Origin of the sequence: Parasphingopyxis marina (assembly GCF_014237875.1) — a bacterium.
Lineage (GTDB): Bacteria > Pseudomonadota > Alphaproteobacteria > Sphingomonadales > Sphingomonadaceae > Parasphingopyxis > Parasphingopyxis marina.
Genome location: NZ_JACJVJ010000003.1, coordinates 1 through 16647 on the forward strand (window position 1 = coordinate 1; position 16647 = coordinate 16647).

Annotated in this window: 14 protein-coding genes; 8 read left to right on the forward strand and 6 right to left on the reverse strand. The window is 60.5% G+C overall.

From position 1 onward, the window contains the following. Positions 1 to 393: 393 nt before the first annotated feature. Both H6P80_RS14595 and H6P80_RS14600 read left to right on the forward strand, forming a co-directional pair. Positions 394 to 3240 carry a TonB-dependent receptor plug domain-containing protein gene (locus H6P80_RS14595; RefSeq protein ID WP_185802166.1) on the forward strand — a complete coding sequence of 949 codons (2847 nt, stop codon included), beginning with the start codon at positions 394 to 396 and terminating at the stop codon, positions 3238 to 3240. A 219-nt stretch (positions 3241 to 3459) separates the two neighbouring features. Further along, entirely contained in the window at positions 3460 to 4341 is an 882-nt protein-coding gene (locus tag H6P80_RS14600; protein ID WP_221893044.1) for an amidohydrolase family protein, read from the forward strand. Positions 4342 to 4361: 20 nt separating this feature from the next. Here H6P80_RS14600 and H6P80_RS14605 read toward each other — a convergent pair whose 3' ends face one another. Genes H6P80_RS14605 through H6P80_RS14615 form a run of 3 tightly spaced genes read right to left on the reverse strand, consistent with a single transcriptional unit; the run spans position 4362 to position 6985 of the window. Then, on the reverse strand, positions 4362 to 4811 hold the full coding sequence (locus H6P80_RS14605) for a hypothetical protein (RefSeq protein WP_185802168.1): 450 nt from the start codon (positions 4809 to 4811) through the stop codon (positions 4362 to 4364). A 13-nt stretch (positions 4812 to 4824) separates the two neighbouring features. Continuing rightward, on the reverse strand, positions 4825 to 5637 hold the full coding sequence (locus H6P80_RS14610) for an amidohydrolase family protein (RefSeq protein ID WP_185802169.1): 813 nt from the start codon (positions 5635 to 5637) through the stop codon (positions 4825 to 4827). Next, positions 5630 to 6985 (reverse strand): MFS transporter, encoded by a 1356-nt coding sequence (locus H6P80_RS14615; RefSeq protein ID WP_185802170.1) that lies wholly within the window; start codon positions 6983 to 6985, stop codon positions 5630 to 5632. Before H6P80_RS14615 ends, H6P80_RS14610 begins: the two co-directional genes overlap by 8 nt. Positions 6986 to 7164: 179 nt before the next feature. Between H6P80_RS14615 and H6P80_RS14620 the strand changes: the two genes are divergently transcribed. The 3 genes from H6P80_RS14620 (at position 7165) to H6P80_RS14630 (ending at position 10135) form a co-directional block, all read left to right on the forward strand. Then, entirely contained in the window at positions 7165 to 8196 is a 1032-nt protein-coding gene (locus H6P80_RS14620) for a peptidyl-alpha-hydroxyglycine alpha-amidating lyase family protein (RefSeq protein WP_185802171.1), read from the forward strand. Between the two features lie 31 nt (positions 8197 to 8227). Next, complete coding sequence (locus tag H6P80_RS14625) at positions 8228 to 9436, forward strand: cobalamin-independent methionine synthase II family protein (RefSeq protein ID WP_185802172.1); 1209 nt, start codon at positions 8228 to 8230, stop codon at positions 9434 to 9436. Positions 9437 to 9607: 171 nt separating this feature from the next. Next, positions 9608 to 10135 carry a MarR family winged helix-turn-helix transcriptional regulator gene (locus H6P80_RS14630; protein WP_185802173.1) on the forward strand — a complete coding sequence of 176 codons (528 nt, stop codon included), beginning with the start codon at positions 9608 to 9610 and terminating at the stop codon, positions 10133 to 10135. 71 nt (positions 10136 to 10206) lie between these two features. Here the strand turns inward: H6P80_RS14630 and H6P80_RS14635 are convergent, their stop codons facing one another. Continuing rightward, entirely contained in the window at positions 10207 to 11574 is a 1368-nt protein-coding gene (locus H6P80_RS14635) for an MFS transporter (RefSeq protein ID WP_185802174.1), read from the reverse strand. Positions 11575 to 11776: 202 nt separating this feature from the next. Between H6P80_RS14635 and H6P80_RS14640 the strand changes: the two genes are divergently transcribed. After that, a complete protein-coding gene (locus H6P80_RS14640; RefSeq protein ID WP_185802175.1) occupies positions 11777 to 12703 on the forward strand; it encodes an SMP-30/gluconolactonase/LRE family protein in 927 nt (308 codons plus the stop codon). A gap of 58 nt (positions 12704 to 12761) precedes the next feature. After that, the gene (locus H6P80_RS14645) at positions 12762 to 14075 is read left to right on the forward strand and encodes an LLM class flavin-dependent oxidoreductase (protein ID WP_185802176.1); all 1314 of its coding nucleotides are present in this window, start codon (positions 12762 to 12764) and stop codon (positions 14073 to 14075) included. A 57-nt stretch (positions 14076 to 14132) separates the two neighbouring features. Here the strand turns inward: H6P80_RS14645 and H6P80_RS14650 are convergent, their stop codons facing one another. After that, positions 14133 to 14468: a carboxymuconolactone decarboxylase family protein gene (locus H6P80_RS14650; RefSeq protein WP_185802177.1), complete on the reverse strand. Its 336-nt coding sequence runs from the start codon at positions 14466 to 14468 to the stop codon at positions 14133 to 14135. Positions 14469 to 14491: 23 nt separating this feature from the next. After that, on the reverse strand, positions 14492 to 15268 hold the full coding sequence (locus H6P80_RS14655; RefSeq protein WP_185802178.1) for an HpcH/HpaI aldolase family protein: 777 nt from the start codon (positions 15266 to 15268) through the stop codon (positions 14492 to 14494). Between the two features lie 172 nt (positions 15269 to 15440). On the opposite strand from H6P80_RS14655, the gene H6P80_RS16745 reads away from it, so the two are divergent. Then, positions 15441 to 16646, forward strand: coding sequence for a cobalamin-independent methionine synthase II family protein (locus H6P80_RS16745; RefSeq protein WP_185802179.1), 1206 nt, complete (start codon positions 15441 to 15443; stop codon positions 16644 to 16646). Position 16647 lies beyond the last annotated feature (1 nt).

Below are 16647 nucleotides of genomic sequence, written 5' to 3' on the forward strand. Positions count from 1 at the left end.
GGCCGCCTATATCGGGGTCGAACAGCAAGGTCCCTTCAAGACCGACGCCTATCGCTACTAGCTACACCCCAAACCCAACCAAAGGGCGCCCGCCAACAACGGCCGGCGCCCTTTCTTGTGCGCAATGCGCGGCCATTTCTTATGGGTCCTGTGACCCGATGGAATGCAGATCCGGAGGGCGCCGGGCACGATTGTTGCCGGGAAAGCACCATTTTTTGCAATATGAATAAGTCAGGCTTGCACGTTATCAGCTTTTCTTATAATGCCAGTTCGACACCCGGCAACAATGGCCGGTGGGAATAAGAAGCGGTGCTGCAAGCACCGGAGTAAGAGGGGAGACTGAATATGCAACATCTGAGCGATGGCCGCCGTCCGACGTGTTCGCGGTGGCTTATGGTTACTACAGCGCTGAGCGCTGCCGGATTGATCGCGTCGCCGGCACTGGCGCAAGACGAAGCGCCCGCAGCCGCGCCTTCCGCCGAAGCCAATCAAAGCAACGAGACGATCATCGTCACAGCTTCGCGCACCGCCTCGTCCGGCCTCGATTCGCCGACGCCTACACAGGTTGTAAGCGGTGAAATTATCGACCGTCAGGCGGCGGAAACGATCATGGAGGTTCTCAACCAGAACCCCGCCTTCAAGGCGACCCGCTCGCCGAACGCCAACGCGACTAACCTTGCCAGCCCGGGTCAGGCGACCGCCGATCTGCGCGCCTTAGGTGGCCAGCGCACGCTGGTGCTGGTCAATGGCGCGCGCGTCGTTCCTTTCGCCCCGGCTTCAAGTCGTTCGGTACCGACTGTGCCCGACCTTAACCTGATGCCTACGATCATGATCGAGCGTATCGACGTGGTCACCGGCGGCGCCTCCGCGCTCTATGGTTCGGATGCTGTTTCCGGCGTCGTCAACCTGATCATGCGGACCGAATATGACGGGATCGACGCCCGCGTTCAGTATGGCATTTCTGACGAAGGCGACGATGAGCGCTATCGCCTCGGTGTCCTCGCAGGCACCGACTTTGCGAACGGGCGCGGCCATGTTGTCGCCAGCTTCGACTATTCGCAGTCGGAAGGCGTTCAGAGTCATTATGAACGCGACTGGGGCCGCCAAGAAGAACTGATCGTTCCCAATGTCGATGGCATCACGGGCCCTACCGGCGTCCCCTACGACCAGATCCGCACGACCATGGTGCGGCAGCAATTGGGTGCCGGCAGCGTGATCGTTGGCGGTCCGGCGGCACTGGTCGGCCAGACCTTCAATCCCGATGGCTCGATCCGTCCGTTCAACTACGGTACCCAGCGCGCCGGCCGGAACATGGTGGGCGGCGAAGGCTTCTCGCAAATCCTGATGACCGACCTCGTTCCGGAAGTCGAACGCTTCACCTTTTACGGTAGCGTCTATTACGACCTTGCCGACAATGTGACGGCCTATATCGAGGGCGGCTGGTCGCGCGGTACGGGCCGGATCGACGGCGCGAACCTGCGTATCACGAGCCAGTTGATCAGCAACGACAACCCCTTCATCCCTGCCGAAGCAAGGGCATTGCTGGGTGCGGATGATATCCGGATCAGCCGCCAAGGCTATGATCTCGGTGTCAACTATTTCACCACGAAAAACGAAACGCCTCATGGCACGCTCGGCGTCAGGGGCGACTTCGACAGCGGCCGCTGGCGGTGGGATGCGCATGCGACCTACGGTGAAAACCACTACGCGCAGCGTGCGTTCAACCAGCCCATCATCCAGAATCTCGCATTTGCATTCGATGCGGTGGATGAAGGTGCCTATCTGGGCGGCGTTCCCAACGGCAACGTCGTGTGCCGTGCTGTCGCTGACGGCAACCCGGCCGCAGCCGGCTGTGTGCCGCTTAACCTGTTCGGCGAAAATAACTTCAGCACGGCCGCCAGAGACTATATCATGGGCGAGCCCACGAACGACGTGGAGTACACGCAGTTCACGGTTGCGGCTAACCTGATTGGCGACATCTTCGAACTTCCGGCGGGGCCGGTCACAGTGGCGATCGGCGGCGAATATCGCAGGGAAACCCAGTCGCTGGTCTCCGATGCACTTTCCGAGATCAATGGGTATCTGGGTGCGGGTAACGCTCCGTCCTATTCGGGCGAGTTCGATGTCACCGAAGGCTATATCGAGGCGAGCGTACCGGTGTTCGACATGCTCGATCTCAACGGCGCCATCCGCTACGCCGACTATAGCTCGGCAGGTGGATTGACCGCTTGGAAGCTGGGCGGCGTTTTCGAACCGATCGATGGACTGAGGATCCGTGTTTCGCGTTCACGCGACATCCGGGCACCCCAGATCGCTGAACTCGCCAGTACCGGCAACTTCGTTTTCGGCCCGGTCACCCTGAACGTCGATGGTACGCAGAAGACGAACGTCATCCAGCAGAACTCGACGGCCGGTAATCCCGATGTCGGCGCGGAAATCGCCAGAACCTGGACGGCGGGCTTCGCCTATCAGGGTAGCGGAGCGCTTTATGGTCTGGGCTTCTCGGTCGATTATTACGATATCGACATCCAGAACGCGATTTCGAACCCGTCCGCGGCGCAGATTGCCGGTCTCTGCAATGCAGGCCAGCAGAATTTCTGCGATATCTTCGAATATGGTCCCGATCCCCTGAACGCCGGCGAGCGGATTCACACGCGGCTCATCTCGGGTTCACAAAATATCGGTTCCTTCGCGCAGACGGGCATCGATATGACGGTGAACTACCGCACCGATGTCGATTCCTTCGGTCCCGGCGGTTATTTCAACCTGCAGGGCAGCGGCACCTATGTGATCGACTCGATCTTCGATGCGGGCCTGGTTGGCAGCGCGCCGCTGGACAGTGCGGGGGCGCATAACCCCTATACGCTCGGTGCCACGCCGACTTTCCAGGGCAATCTGTCCGGTACGGCGGGCAATGACGATTTCAACGTCACCTTGCAGGCCCTGTTCATCAGCTCGGGTGTCCAGGATCGCAACTATACCGAAGACGCAGATAGGGCCGCGGCCGAAGGCCTTGTCTATGTCAACGATAACAGCGTGCCGGCGACTTGGTACTTCAACCTTTTCGGGCGTTTCTATCTCGGAGAGAATGAACAATACGAGATCTTCGGGGCGATCAACAATCTCCTCGACCAGGATCCGCGCTTTACGCCCTATTACATTCTCACCTCACCGGTGAATGGGCAGTATTACGACAAGATCGGCCGGCGCTTCACGATCGGCGCGCGCGTGAGGTTCTAGTTTGGTTTAGCTTTGAATCGATGGGTGTCCCGGCAACGGGGCACCCATTTTTTTTCCGGGTCGCGGCGACGAGAGGGTAAAAGTCAGGCAAGCGAATTCGGAACCGGCGGAAAAGGCACCGGAAATATGTATATGGCACGAGCGACGATCCGCACCACATTGCTTGCCCTGGCATCGCTGTGCGCCGTGTCATGCCAGACCAGTGAAAGGCCACCGTCCGTGACCCTGTATGATACCCATGCCCATTTCTTCACCGACGATATCGAAACCTATCCGATCGATACCTCGGGCGCGCGTGAGGGCGCCGATGTCCTGCGCGCTCGCATTCTTGCACATCCCTCGACGCCGGAGGCCATTCTCGAACTCTGGGATGTCAACGATGTTACCGGCGGATCGGGCGTCCAATATACGAGCGCCTACAAAACCGATAATCGTTATGTTCTCGACAGTTCGGACGCCTATCCGGAGCGTATTTCGGCTGTCGTCATCTTGGATGCGCGCGATCCCGATTCCCCTGCACGGTTGCGCGAACTGGTCACCGAACGAGGGGTTGCCGGCCTGCGTCTTACCGGCTTTGCGGCCGAGGACGGCTCTTGGCCATGGATGAATTCCGCTGCTGCTCTGGAAACCTGGGCCGAGGCCGATCGGCTGGGTATTGCGATGGTGCTGATGTACCTTCCCAAGCAACCCTCGGCTAGTGCGCTGGAGGAAATCCGCCAGCTTGCCGAACGGTTCACCAATGTGAATATCGTTCTGGATCATGCCGGCTGGGCGGCCACCGAAGGCGCGCCCGATTATGGGCTGACGCCCGCGCACTACGCGCTGGCGCCCTACCCGAATGTCTATTTCAAGTTCACCACGAACAACCTCTACGTTCTCGAGCGCCATGGCCTTCAGGCCGATACCTTCCTTCGCCATCTCGTGGACAGCTTCGGGGCGGACCGGATCATGTGGGGATCGGATTATGGCAACACGGACGGGGAATTCGCGGATATGGCCGCCCGCGCGCGCGCTGCTGCCGCGCTGCTGACCGACCAGGAACGGCAGCAAGTCCTCCATGACACCGGCGAAGCGCTTTTCGCCCGGCGCACGAACCCCTAGCGCGGGCCGCCCGCGCGCGTTTAGGAGCTGAAATTCAGCTGCTCGCCACCCCGAAACAAATTCACCAGTTCGCGCCGGGAGCATAGCCAGCGACCTTCTTCTTCGTCCCATCGGAACGTTTCGGTCGCCCGGCTGATCCGTGTCGGTACCATGCTTTCGCGCGGCGCGGCTCCGTCCGCGGCCCATAGCAGCATGTACCAATTGGCGGTCGCCCCGCCATGGTCGTCGAACTCCGCGCGAAAATTGCTGAAACCGTGGACCGCGACGCGCTCGCCGCGGCCTTCGCGCCAACTGTAAAATTGCTGGATTTCATCGCGCCCGGCCAGATGAAGCCGGCCCGACTGGTAGACGGCGTCCGGCGTATAATATTCCCTGGCACGGCGTCCCCAATTGGTGTCCACATCGTGCCAGAAATCGGCCAGGCCCATCTCCAGTTCGGCGGTCGCTATCGCCCTGTCTCTGCGATTCATCGTGTCGGCTCCATCATTGGAAGAACAATTTCATGGCTGCCTCGTCGATCGCCTGCCGTGTTGCTGCGTTCGGAACGAGGCGAGTGTAGAGTGCCAGTGCATCTTCGAAACTGGCGCTATTTTCGTGGTTTACGAAAGGCGCATCGCTGCCCCAGAGCAATCTGTCCGGCCCGATGCTGCCAAGCAAGCGATCGGTGCATTCCGCCGCTATATCATAGGGGATCCGAAATCCGGCCGACAGCTTTACCCAGAGATCGGCCCTTTCGGCAGCTTGCCCAATGGCGTCCAGGCCCGCCGCGCGTTGGGTGGGATCGCGTGGCGGCGCGCCGAAATGATCGATTACAATACGAACGCCGGTTTCTGCAAAGCCGGGAAGCAGTAGGGGAAGTTGCTCGCCCTTGGCCAGCAATTCGGCATGCAAACCGCAATCGGCCATCCGTTTGAGGAGGGAGCGATAAGGCTCCTCGCGCAGGTCCGGAAACTGATCCGTGCGGCGCCATTGCAGCCGGACGCCGACAACGCCTTGGTCGGCCATCTTTTGCAACGTCGCAAAATCGCTCCGGGGGCTGACGATCACCGTTCCGCGCAGACGCGGATATTGGCGCAGCGCGGCCAATGTGTATGCGTTATTCTCGCCGTAAAGGCTCGCGGCGGCGATAACGCCATAGTCGATGCCATAGGTGTCGAGGTCCGCCAGATAGCTCTCTACCGCATAGTCATAGTCCGGCGTCGAATGGGCGTCTTCGGCAAAGGGCATCGCACGCGTGAAAATATGCGCGTGCGCGTCGACGCGCGGGGCCGGTTCGACCGCTGCCGGTTCAGCCATGTTTGAGGGAGGCGCGGGTAATCGTCGGCGCGCCCTTCATGCTCATCAGCCAGAAGGAAAAAACCGCGCCCGAGGCGAGCGGAACCGCCAGCAGCATGAACAGCCCGACCGGACCCATCCCGGAGGTCACGATATAGCCGTACATCGGCGCAAAGATCGAGGCGATGCGGCCTGCGCCATAAGCCCAGCCAACACCGGTGGCCCGCACCTTGGGCGGATAGAGCGCCGCAGCCATCGCCGCGACGCCGGCCTGGCCTCCGTGCTGGAAGACCGCCATCACCGCGACCGCGACGAACATGCCATAGCCGGGAGCGAGAACGCCGATCATCGCCGCGCTGACGGCTGCGATCCCGAATGTCAGTGGCATGACAAGCCGGAAGCCGAGCTTGTCGATAAAGCCGCCGATCAACAGCATGCCGAAAAAGCCGGCAATGGTGTTGGTCGCGTTGATCGCCGCCACTTCCTGCCAGTTGAGCCCGACCACATCCTTGAAGATCGTCGATTTCCAGACACCTGCGGTGATGAAAACGAAACTGGAGATGGCGACCGCCCACATCAGCAGCGTCTTTGCGAGCTGGCCGCGGCCAAGAATTTCGATGATGTTGCCGCGCGTCTTGTCGCCCGTTTCGCCGGCTTCTGCCTTGAGGGTGATCGGGGGGGCGCCGGCGGGCCGCATTCGCGCAACGAGCGCGGGAATTTTCGGGTCGTCCGGGTTGCGCGTCATCATCGAGCGCAACGATTCCGGGAGGAACCACCAAATCAGCGGCAGCATGATCGCCGGCATCAGCACGGCGATCCAGAAGGCGCCCTGCCAACCATAAGGCTCCAGCACGAAGGCCTGCATTCCAGCGCCCAATAGCGCGCCCAGCATCGTACCGGAAACGGTGATCGTGCTGAATGTGGACCGAAGATGTCTCGGCGCCGTTTCAGATGCCAGCGTCACCAGGATCGGGATCATCGCGGTGCCGCACAGTCCGGCCAAAAACCGGAATATCGCGAAGGGAACAAGCGACGTCGTCTGGAGGATCGCCAGCGCGCTCAACATCATGCCGGTATAGCAGAGTAGCAGCACTCTCGGCCGGCTGAAACGGTCGGCGAGCGGGGGAATGAGAAACGCGCCGATCAGCATGCCGACCTGTTGTGCGATCATCGCCGATGTGATGTCTGAGCGCGGGACCCCGAAATCTTCCGCCAGCAACGGCAGGATCCAGCCGACAACATAAAGCTCATAGCCGTCGATCGCCGCCAATACGGTACACAGCACGAGAACGATGACATGGAAGCGGTTGAGCTTGAGGCCATCGAGAAAGGTGTCGACCTCGATCGGCTGCTGGTCGGTGTCGGTCATTCCCTCTCCCTCGGCCGGGCATCAGCCTCACAATTTTGATACCGATTTGAATAGCAACTGGATCATCCTGTCAATCATCTATATCATATAGCATTCTAAATAGACAAACGCAGGCTAAAGGTTCATATTCTAATCGCACATCGCCGCGTTGGCGGATTTTGAGGGTTTCGAGAGAATTCATGGAGATAAACGCGTCTCGCGACAATGTTGGCGCCACGCCCGTATTCGATGCGGATGCGGATTGGGAAAAATTACCCGAGGGAGTGTCGCATCGCGATGTCACGGGCGTTGCAGTTGACTCCGCCGACCGTGTCTATCTCTTCGTTCGTTTCCCGCACCGCGTCCTCGTTTACGAACGGGACGGGAGGTTCGTCGGCCGCTGGGGCGACGACATTTTCACGATGGCGCACGGCCTCACCATCGGTCCGGACGACCGCGTCTATTGCGTGGATAATGGCGATCATTCGATCCGCGTCTTCTCGCTGGATGGCCACCCGATCATGACCCTCGGCGTGCCCGGCCAGGCTTCCGATACGGGTTATGATCCCAAGCCGCCGTTCGAGGTTCATGCCTGCGAATGCATCCAATATCCGGGTGAGCCTTTCAACCGCTGCACAAATCTGGCTGTCGCGCCGAATGGCGAGCTTTATGTTGCCGACGGCTACGGCAATTGTCGCGTTCATCGCTTCACCGCCGATGGAGAGCTCATCCAGTCCTGGGGCGAGGTCGGCACCGGGGCCGGCGAATTCCATTTGCCGCACGGCATCGGCTGCGACGCCGAGGGGAGGGTGCTGGTTTGCGACCGGGAGAATGACCGGATCCAGATATTCTCTGCCGATGGCGAGTATCTCGATCAGTGGACAGACGTCCAGCGGCCCTGCGACATCGCCTTCGACGCCGACGGGCTGGCTTATGTCGCCGAACTCTGGCGGCCCAAGGGCAAGAAGAGCTTCGTCCATGGCGAAATGCGTGAAGACCATCCGGGCCGGGTGACGGTGCTCGATCGCGACGGCCGGGTGCTCGATCGCTGGGGCGGGTCGTCCGAAGGCCGCCACACGCCCGGCAATTTCATCGCGCCGCACGGCATCGCCGTGGACAGCCATGGCGACGTGTATGTGGCCGAAGTCACATACAGCTTCGCGCTTCGCGTCGGCTGGATCGACGAGGCGCATGCCGATCATCAGATCCAGAAATTTACTCGCCGAACCTGATGTCGGCCCAGATCACGTAACGGAGAAAAAAATGCGGCGTTCAACCGACCATATTCTGACGAGCCATGGGGGAAATCTGCCCCGCCCTGCGGATCTTGACGCACTGCTCGTCGATGCCGAGGCAAATAGAGAGGCGATCGAGGAACGGCTTCCTGTTGCCGTGCAAGAGGTGATCGACAAGCAGATCGCGTGCGGGCTCGATGTCGTCAATGACGGTGAATATGTGAAGGCGGCCAATATGGGCAGCTATTCCGGCTATGTGCAGGCGCGCACGAGCGGATGGGAAATGCTACCGCGCGACACTTCGATTCCGCCCAAGCGCAGCGGACCCGGCGAACGCGACCGGCGGGATTTCCCCGGCTTTTACGAATCCGGACTGTGGCTTGCGGGCGCCGGCGGTCCGGTCCGCCCCGGTTTCATGACCCCCGGCAAAACGATGCAGCTCAAGCCGAACGAAAAAGTGTGTACCGGCCCGCTATCCTATATCGGTCAGGATGCGATCCAGGCCGATATCGACGCGCTGAAAAAAGGGCTGGAGGGCAAGAGCGATACCGACGGTTTCATTGCCGCGCTTGGCCCACTGAGCGCGGGTGCCGGCGCGCGCAATGCCTATTATGACAACGAGAGCGACTATATGATGGCAGTCGCCGAGACAATGCGCGAGGAATATAAGGCGATCACCGATGCCGGACTGGTGGTCCAGCTGGACGAACCCGAATTCGCCACGACCTGGATGTTCTATCCCGACTGGAGCGTGGAGGAGTATCGCAAATATCTCGAATTCGCCGTCGAAGTGATCAACCACGCGCTGGAGGGCCTGCCCGAAGAGCAGGTTCGCTTTCATATGTGCTGGGGCAGCGGCCACCGCCCGCATGTTCACGATATCGAATTCCGACACATTGTCGATCTGCTGCTGAAAGTGAACGCGCAATGTTATACGTTCGAAGCCAGCAACCCACGTCATTCGCACGAATATCATGTGTTCGAGGATGTGAAGCTGCCCGATGGCAAGATCATCTGTCCGGGCGTGGTCGGCCATTATACGGACCTCGTCGAACATCCCGAACTCGTCGCCGAGCGGCTCGTCAATTTCGGCAAGCTGGTCGGAATGGAGAATCTGCAGGGCAGCACCGATTGCGGGATCGGATCGCGGGTCGGCCATCCGGAAATCGTATGGGCGAAGCTTACTGCAATGGCCGAAGGTGCGGCGTTGGCGGGGAAGCGCTTGAAAAACGCATAAATAAACGGCGGCGAGGCCGGGCGTTTCTTCCGGGATTTTCGGGCGGAAGGCCTTGCTGCGCCGCCGTTTTGCGACCGGCGATAACCTGTCCCCCCTTTTGGGTGTCGCGCGCGCTCGGCAAATCATGCTAGGCTCTAGACAGCAGCGCTGATATCCGACACTAAGGACGCGATGGGGAAAACCGTTCGTCCAAATCTCGACAAGCAATGGCCGTCGATCCTGCACCTTGTAAAGCAAGTGCAGTATAAGGCGTATGTGCAACTCGAAACGGTGTTCCATCCCTATGATATTACGGCGGTTCAGTTCCGCATCCTGACCACACTTTCGGCGCGTCCCGGAATGTCTTCGGCGCAACTTGCCCGGCTCTATGATGTGAAGCCGCAAACGATGATCAAGCAGATCCTGCTGCTCGAATCCAAAGGTCTGATCGACCGGCGGCCGAGCAAGAACAACAAAAGGCTGCTCGAACTCAAGTTGACGCCGGCGGGCAAGGATCGTCTCGAACAATGCCAGAAGGACTCGCGGGAACTGGAACGCGAAATCCTGGAGCCGCTAAGTTCGCGAGAGCAGAGCGAGCTGCGGGGATATCTGGTGCGCCTGCATACATCGCTGAGCGCGCCGCTGGACGACGAAGACGAGGATTCCGAGATCGAGGAATTCACGGAGGAATATAGCCGCGTTGGCGTCCAGCGCCCTTAAGCGACCTCAATCGGCCCCGGCCGCTCCCTCTCTCCCTCAATCCTTACTCTCAACCTGCCTCGCACCGTCCCTTAATGGGCTGCGGCGCGCTGCGCCGGGTTGAGCTGTTTGATGGTGAGCAGGATGTAGAGCGTAATGCCCGCGACGGCCAGCGGCCCTGCGAGAAGGAAGAAATAGCCGATCGCCCCCATATCATGTTCGAGGGCCAAGGCCCCGTAAATCGGTCCGATAATGGAGGTTATGCGCCCCGCGCCATAGGCCCAGCCGACGCCGGTGGCGCGGTTCCTGGTCGGATAGAGGGTCGAGGCGATGGAAGCGAGCCCGGCATGGGCCGCATGTTGGGCGGCGGCGTTGATCGCCAGCGCGACGAACATCAACGGCCCGGGGGCAAATACGCCCATCGCGATCGCGGCCAATGAGGCGATGATGAAATAGGTCGGAACGATGGCCTTGAATCCGAACCGGTCGATCATCATGCCGATCGTCACCATGCCGATGCCGCCGAAGATTACTCCGATGGCGGTGGTGAGGCCCACCTGTTCCCAATTCAGGCCGATAACATCGTGGAAGACGGTTGTCTTCCAAAGCGCGGCGCTGATGAAGCCGAAGCTCCCGACGAAGCCGAACCAGAGCAAAAGGGTTGGTATTCCGAGCCCGTCCTTGAACAGGCCTTTGACCCTAGAGAGACCGCCATCGCTCGCATCGCGCGCATCCTGCGCCGTGGGCGGCGCCAGTTCGGGCAGCTCGCCATCGACCGTCAGCGCCCGGAGGATCGTTTTGAGCCGCGGGTCGTTCGGATCGCGGGCGGCCAGGAATTTGGGAGATTCGGGTAGAAAGAAAAAGATGATCGGGACCAGAAGCAGCGGCATCGCCGTGCCGATCCAGAAAGCGATATGCCAGCCATAATCCTCCAGCAGGAATGCCTGCATCGCCGATCCCAACAAGGCGCCGGGCATCGATCCGGCGAGCACGATCGTCACCATGGTCGAGCGCCGCTTGGCCGGGGCCATTTCCGAAGCGAGTGCCACCATGTTGGCGATCACCGCGCTGGCGAATACGCCCGTTGCCAGACGGCAAAGGGCGAGGGCCGGGACGCTGGTCGTGAATATCGTCACGAAACAGCTGATCGACACGGTGAATACACACAGCATCAGCAATCGCCGCCGTCCAATCTGGTCGGCGATAGGCGCGATGAGGAAGGCGCCGATGACCATGCCTACCTGTTGGGTCATCAGAACCCAGGTCAGCGATGTGCGAGGCACGCCATAGTCGTCGGAAATCTTGGGCAGCACCCATGAGAGCAGGGCAAGATCGAAGCCATCGACCATCATCACCATCGCGCCGATCAGCATCACCCGGACGTGGAAACGTCCAAACTTAACCGTGTCGAGAAAGGTTTCGATATCGACGGGCGTCTTGCCGGGGGGCGCTGCGGCCATGGGGGCATCCTCTCTTTTTTATTCTGGCGACCACTCGATGGACCAAGCCCCGCTGGGTCGCATAAGAGTATAAGCCTAGCTGCTTGTCAACGCCGCGCACTGCCAGGATGCGGAGCGGCCCTTTACATAGCCGTCCTTTCCTGTCAGTTCTACTGTTATAAGCTTGGCTGTTAAAAATCAGGGTTGGAGAGGACCCTCAATCATGCCGATAGAGCAGATCGACCCGGGGCTGGGCGCTATCGTCCCCGCCGGTGCAGATTGGGAGCAATTGGGCGAAGGCTTTGGCGGTCCTACCGGGCCTGCCGAGGGGCCTGTATGGATCGCCGAGGGCGGCTATCTGCTGTTCAGCGATATCCACAACTCCAAGCGTTATCGCTGGTCTCCGGAAGACGGAATCACTCTCGACAAGGACGATACCAAGAACGGCAACGGCCAGACGCTCGATCGCGAAGGCCGGCTTGTCGTTTGCCATCATTTCAGTCGCTGCGTCGATCGCGAGGAAGCCGACGGCACCGTCACCGTGGTCGCCGATCGCTATCACGGGATGAAGCTCAACCGGCCCAACGACGTCGTAGTTAAATCGGACGGTTCGATCTATTTCACCGATCCGCCGCCCAAGGTGCCGTTCACGCCGGCCGATCATCCGCCCGAACTCGACATCGCCGGCGTCTACCGCGTCGCGCCCGAAGGCGATCGGATCAACCTGGTGACACGCGACCTCGTCAATCCCAACGGGCTGTGCTTCTCGCCCGATGAGAGCATCCTCTACGTCAATGACAGCAACAAGCACCGCAAGCTGATCATGGCCTATGACCTCGAAAAGGACGGCATGGTCGATCTCGGTAGCGCACGGCTGTTTTGCGACATGCGGGGCGATGATCGCCCCGGCGTCCCCGACGGGATGAAATGCGATATCGAGGGCAATGTCTATTGCACGGGCCCGGGCGGCATCTGGATCCTCGATTTCACGGGCAGGCATCTGGGTACGATTCTTGTCGAGGGCCGCGCTTCCAACATGAACTGGGGCGACGAGGATTGGCGCACGCTGTACTTCACGGGCGCGCGCTCGCTCAACCGCATCCGGCTTACCATCCCCGGCATTCCCGTACCTCGCGGCGCCCCGTCGTGACCGAGAGCGGGAACGGCGTGGGGCCGAAACAGACGCAAATCAGAGAAAGATAACAGCCATGCAGTTTGGATTATTTTACGAGCATCAGTCGCCAGCGCCGTTTAGCGCGGAGGGGGATCATGAGACCTTCCAGAATGCGCTGAGCGAGCTCGAGCTGGCGGACCGTCTCGGCTATGATTACGCGTGGCTGGTGGAGCACCACTTTCTCGAAGAATATTCTCACTCATCGGCGCCGGAGGTATTTCTGGGGGCGCTGTCGCAGCGCACGAAGCGGATGCGGCTGGGGCACGGCATCTGCGTGATGCCGCCCAAGATCAACCATCCGGTGCGGGTGGCCGAACGGATTGCGACCCTGGACCTGCTGTCGGGCGGCCGGGTCGACTGGGGAACCGGGGAGAGCGGTACGGCGATGGAGCTGGAAGGCTTCGGGGTCGACTATGATACCAAGAAGGATGCCTGGCGCGAGGCGACCGAGCAATGCGCGAACATGCTGACGATGAGCCCCTATCCGGGCCATGACGGCGAGTTCTTCTCGATGCCGACGCGCAACATCGTGCCCAAGCCGCTGCAGAAGCCGCACCCGCCTCTATGGGTGGCCTGCTCGCGGCGGGATACGATCCTCCATGCGGCAAGGAACGGTATGGGGGCGCTGGTGTTCGGCTTTGCTGCGCCGGAACAGGCGGGCAAATGGGTCGAGGAATATTACGACATCATCAAGTCGGACGAGTGCGTGCCGATCGGCCATGCGGTCAATCCGAACGTCGCGATCGTGACCGCGCTGTCGGTGAACGAGGATGAGCAGGTGGCGATCGACCGGGGGACGGAGGGGTTCAAGTTCTTCGGCTACTCGCTGGGCTTCTATGCCGCGTTCGGCAAGACGACACCGGGCCATTCGACGGTCTGGGAAGACTTCAAGAAAGCCGAAGGCTCGATCGACGACAATCACGGCAATGGCGGCATCGGTACGCCCGACCAGGTATATGAGCATTGCAAGGCGTATGCGGATGTGGGGGTCGACCAGATCATCTTCGTGCAGCAGACGGGCCCGGCCAATCACGACCATATCTGCGAATCGCTCAAGCTGTTTGCCGAAACCGCGATGCCGAAACTGAAGGCGGATGAGGAGGAGCGGCTGGCGAAGAAGCAGGCCGAGCTCGCGCCCTATGTGGAGGCGGCGCTGGCGCGCAAGGCGGCGGTCGCGCTCAAGGAACCGGCCAAGGAAGAGATCGCCGAGGTCCGCTCGTTCGGCCTGCGCAAGAAGGATGCCGGCACCTTCGTCAACACTCGCTCCGACCGGGGCGGCGGCCTCGCCGTCGTCGCCGACGACCCCATGGCCCCCGTCGCCAACAATCCCATCGAAAAGGCCGAATAGCCTTTAACCCGCAGGGCGGCGTCTTCCCTTAAGGCGCCGCCCTGTATTTCGTCCTATTCAGGAATCCTCACCCTCGTCCTGCGCTTCGGCCAGCTCGGTCAGTCGCCGCGCGGCGGTCACCGCAACCGGCCAGCCAGCATAAAAGGCGATATGGGCGATTGCCTCGCCCAGCTCTTCCATCGTCAGGCCGTTTTCCAGGCCGAGTTCCATATGGCCCTGTACCTGTTGGCGGTTGAGGGCGATTAGGCAGGTGATCGTGATCAGGCTGCGATCCCGCTTGGAAAGCTGGGATCGTTCCCAGACCTTATCGTAAAGGATGTTCTGGGTGAGTTCGTCGAGCAGGGGCGCGACCCCCGCCAATTGCTTGCCTCGTCCGCCTGAAGGTCTTTTCATCGCTTGATCTCCGTCTTTTCGGTTCAACCGCCCCGATAGGGCGTGAAATTCTCGGCCGCAGCTTTGAGCATCGCGCGGATCATCGTCAGGTCCGATTTCCACGCGATATATTTGACGCCGCGCGCGACATAGGATTCGAGCTGTTCTGCGTTCACCGCCACCGCGCCGATATGCTTGCGGCCCGCGGCGACCTCGATCACCCGGTCGACCGCCGCGACGACATCGGGATGCTGGGCATTTCCCGGATGGCCGAGCGACTGGCTGAGATCGCCGGTGCCGATGAACAGCACGTCGAGATGTTCGATTTCGCAAAGCGCTTCGACCTCATCCACCATTTCCTTGTTTTCGATATGGACGCTGACGAGAGTGTCGCGATTGGCGCGTTCCTCATAATCGGGGCCGGACTGGCCATAGGCGGCGGCGCGGCAGCCCCGGGCCGATCCGCGCTCGCCCAGCGGCCAATATTTAGCCTTGCAGATAACATCCTCGACTTCGGCGGCGCTTTTGAGCGAGGGAACCTGGATACCGCTCGCGCCGCTATCGAGCGCGTGGAGGATGTTGGTTTCCGCGGCATCGGGCGTACGGATGACGCTGCTCATGCCGACCAGCTCGCAGGTGCGAATCAGATTCTCGATGCTCGCATGGGTGAAGCAGCTATGTTCGCCGTCGACGATGATGAAGTCGAAACCGGCAAGGCCGAACAGCTCGACCAGCGGAGGTGAATCGAATTTGAAGAAGCTGCCGAAAACGGTCTCTCCGGCTTCCAGTTTTTTCTTAACCCCCGCATTGAACATCGGCATTCCCCTCATTTCGCGTCCGGACCGTCCGTTTCGCGCCGGCATGCTGGTTGTTATTTACAAATCGCGTTCAACATGACACCACCACACGTATAAGCCAAGCTTCTTTCTATCGGCGATGCCGATGGGAGTCGAAGCGCAGATAAGGCCCGAAGGGTCATGTATAGGGGACGATGTGAAGCAAAGCACTGACCGTATTCTCACCACCCATGTCGGCAGCCTGATTCGGCCCGTTCCCGTTCTGGAAGGCATGATGTCCAAGGTGCTGGGCGAACACGTCGACGAGGAAGCGTTCCAGAAGAGCGTCTCCGAGGGCGTGGCCGATGTCGTGGCCAAGCAGGCCGAAATCGGGATCGACATTCCCAGCGACGGCGAAATTTCGAAGCCGAGTTTCCACGCTTATGTCATCGAGCGCCTTGGTGGGCTGGAACGTGTACCGCCGGAAAAGGGCGCCTATTATGCCAAGCTCAGCGAGGAATTTCCGGGCTTCATGAATCAATATAACGCCATGTACAAAAGCATGTGGATGGCACCGGATCTCGATCCGGCACGCGTACAGAAGGCGCTGGCCGTGCCGAATTCCAGTTGCCGCGTCGTCGAACCGATCACCTATATCGGGCAGGAGGATCTCCAGCGCGATCTCGAAAACTATAAGGCGGCATTGGAGGGCAAGGATTTCGTCGAGGCGTTCATGCCGTCGGCAACGCCGGCGCGCGACGATGCCGATGCGGGCGAGGTCTATTCGAGCATGTCCGACTATCTCTATGCGCTCGCCGATGCGATGCACGAGGAATATAAGGCGATTACCGATGCCGGTTTCGTCGTCCAGCTTGATCTCGGCCTGCCGGCGCGCAACCAGGTGCTGCCGGGCAATCCCAACCCTTCGCCGGAGGATCTGCGCCGCGCGTCCGAAATGCAGGTCGAAGCCTATAATCACGCGCTGCGCGGCATTCCGGAAGACCGGGTCCGCTATCACATGTGCTGGGGCAGCATGAACACGCCGCACACGACCGATGTGCCGCTGCGCGAGGTAATCGACATCATCCTCAAGATCGACGCCCAGGCCTATGTCATCGAGGGCGCCAATCCGCGCCACGAGCATGAATGGATGGTATGGAAGGACGTGAAACTGCCCGAAGGCAAGATCCTGGTGCCCGGCGTCGTCAGCCACCAGACCAACGTCGTCGAGCATCCCGAACTGGTGGCCTGGCGAATCGAGAATTTCGCGAGCGTTGTCGGCCGAGAGAATGTCATTGCCGGCACCGATTGCGGTTTCTCGCAAGGCTGGAACATGGCGCGCGTTCACCCCGAAGTGCAATGGGCGAAGCTGGAGACACTGGTCGAAGGCGCGGCACTGGCATCGCAGCGCCTCTGGAACTGAG

Excerpts from the sequence above, each read along its gene's own strand:
- H6P80_RS14595 (WP_185802166.1), top strand. The coding sequence starts at position 394 with ATGGTTACTACAGCGCTGAGCGCTGCCGGATTGATCGCGTCGCCGGCA.
- H6P80_RS14605 (WP_185802168.1), bottom strand. The coding sequence starts at position 4,811 with ATGAATCGCAGAGACAGGGCGATAGCGACCGCCGAACTGGAGATGGGC.
- H6P80_RS14610 (WP_185802169.1), bottom strand. The coding sequence starts at position 5,637 with ATGGCTGAACCGGCAGCGGTCGAACCGGCCCCGCGCGTCGACGCGCAC.
- H6P80_RS14615 (WP_185802170.1), bottom strand. The coding sequence starts at position 6,985 with ATGACCGACACCGACCAGCAGCCGATCGAGGTCGACACCTTTCTCGAT.
- H6P80_RS14620 (WP_185802171.1), top strand. The coding sequence starts at position 7,165 with ATGGAGATAAACGCGTCTCGCGACAATGTTGGCGCCACGCCCGTATTC.
- H6P80_RS14625 (WP_185802172.1), top strand. The coding sequence starts at position 8,228 with ATGCGGCGTTCAACCGACCATATTCTGACGAGCCATGGGGGAAATCTG.
- H6P80_RS14630 (WP_185802173.1), top strand. The coding sequence starts at position 9,608 with ATGGGGAAAACCGTTCGTCCAAATCTCGACAAGCAATGGCCGTCGATC.
- H6P80_RS14635 (WP_185802174.1), bottom strand. The coding sequence starts at position 11,574 with ATGGCCGCAGCGCCCCCCGGCAAGACGCCCGTCGATATCGAAACCTTT.
- H6P80_RS14640 (WP_185802175.1), top strand. The coding sequence starts at position 11,777 with ATGCCGATAGAGCAGATCGACCCGGGGCTGGGCGCTATCGTCCCCGCC.
- H6P80_RS14645 (WP_185802176.1), top strand. The coding sequence starts at position 12,762 with ATGCAGTTTGGATTATTTTACGAGCATCAGTCGCCAGCGCCGTTTAGC.
- H6P80_RS14650 (WP_185802177.1), bottom strand. The coding sequence starts at position 14,468 with ATGAAAAGACCTTCAGGCGGACGAGGCAAGCAATTGGCGGGGGTCGCG.
- H6P80_RS14655 (WP_185802178.1), bottom strand. The coding sequence starts at position 15,268 with ATGCCGATGTTCAATGCGGGGGTTAAGAAAAAACTGGAAGCCGGAGAG.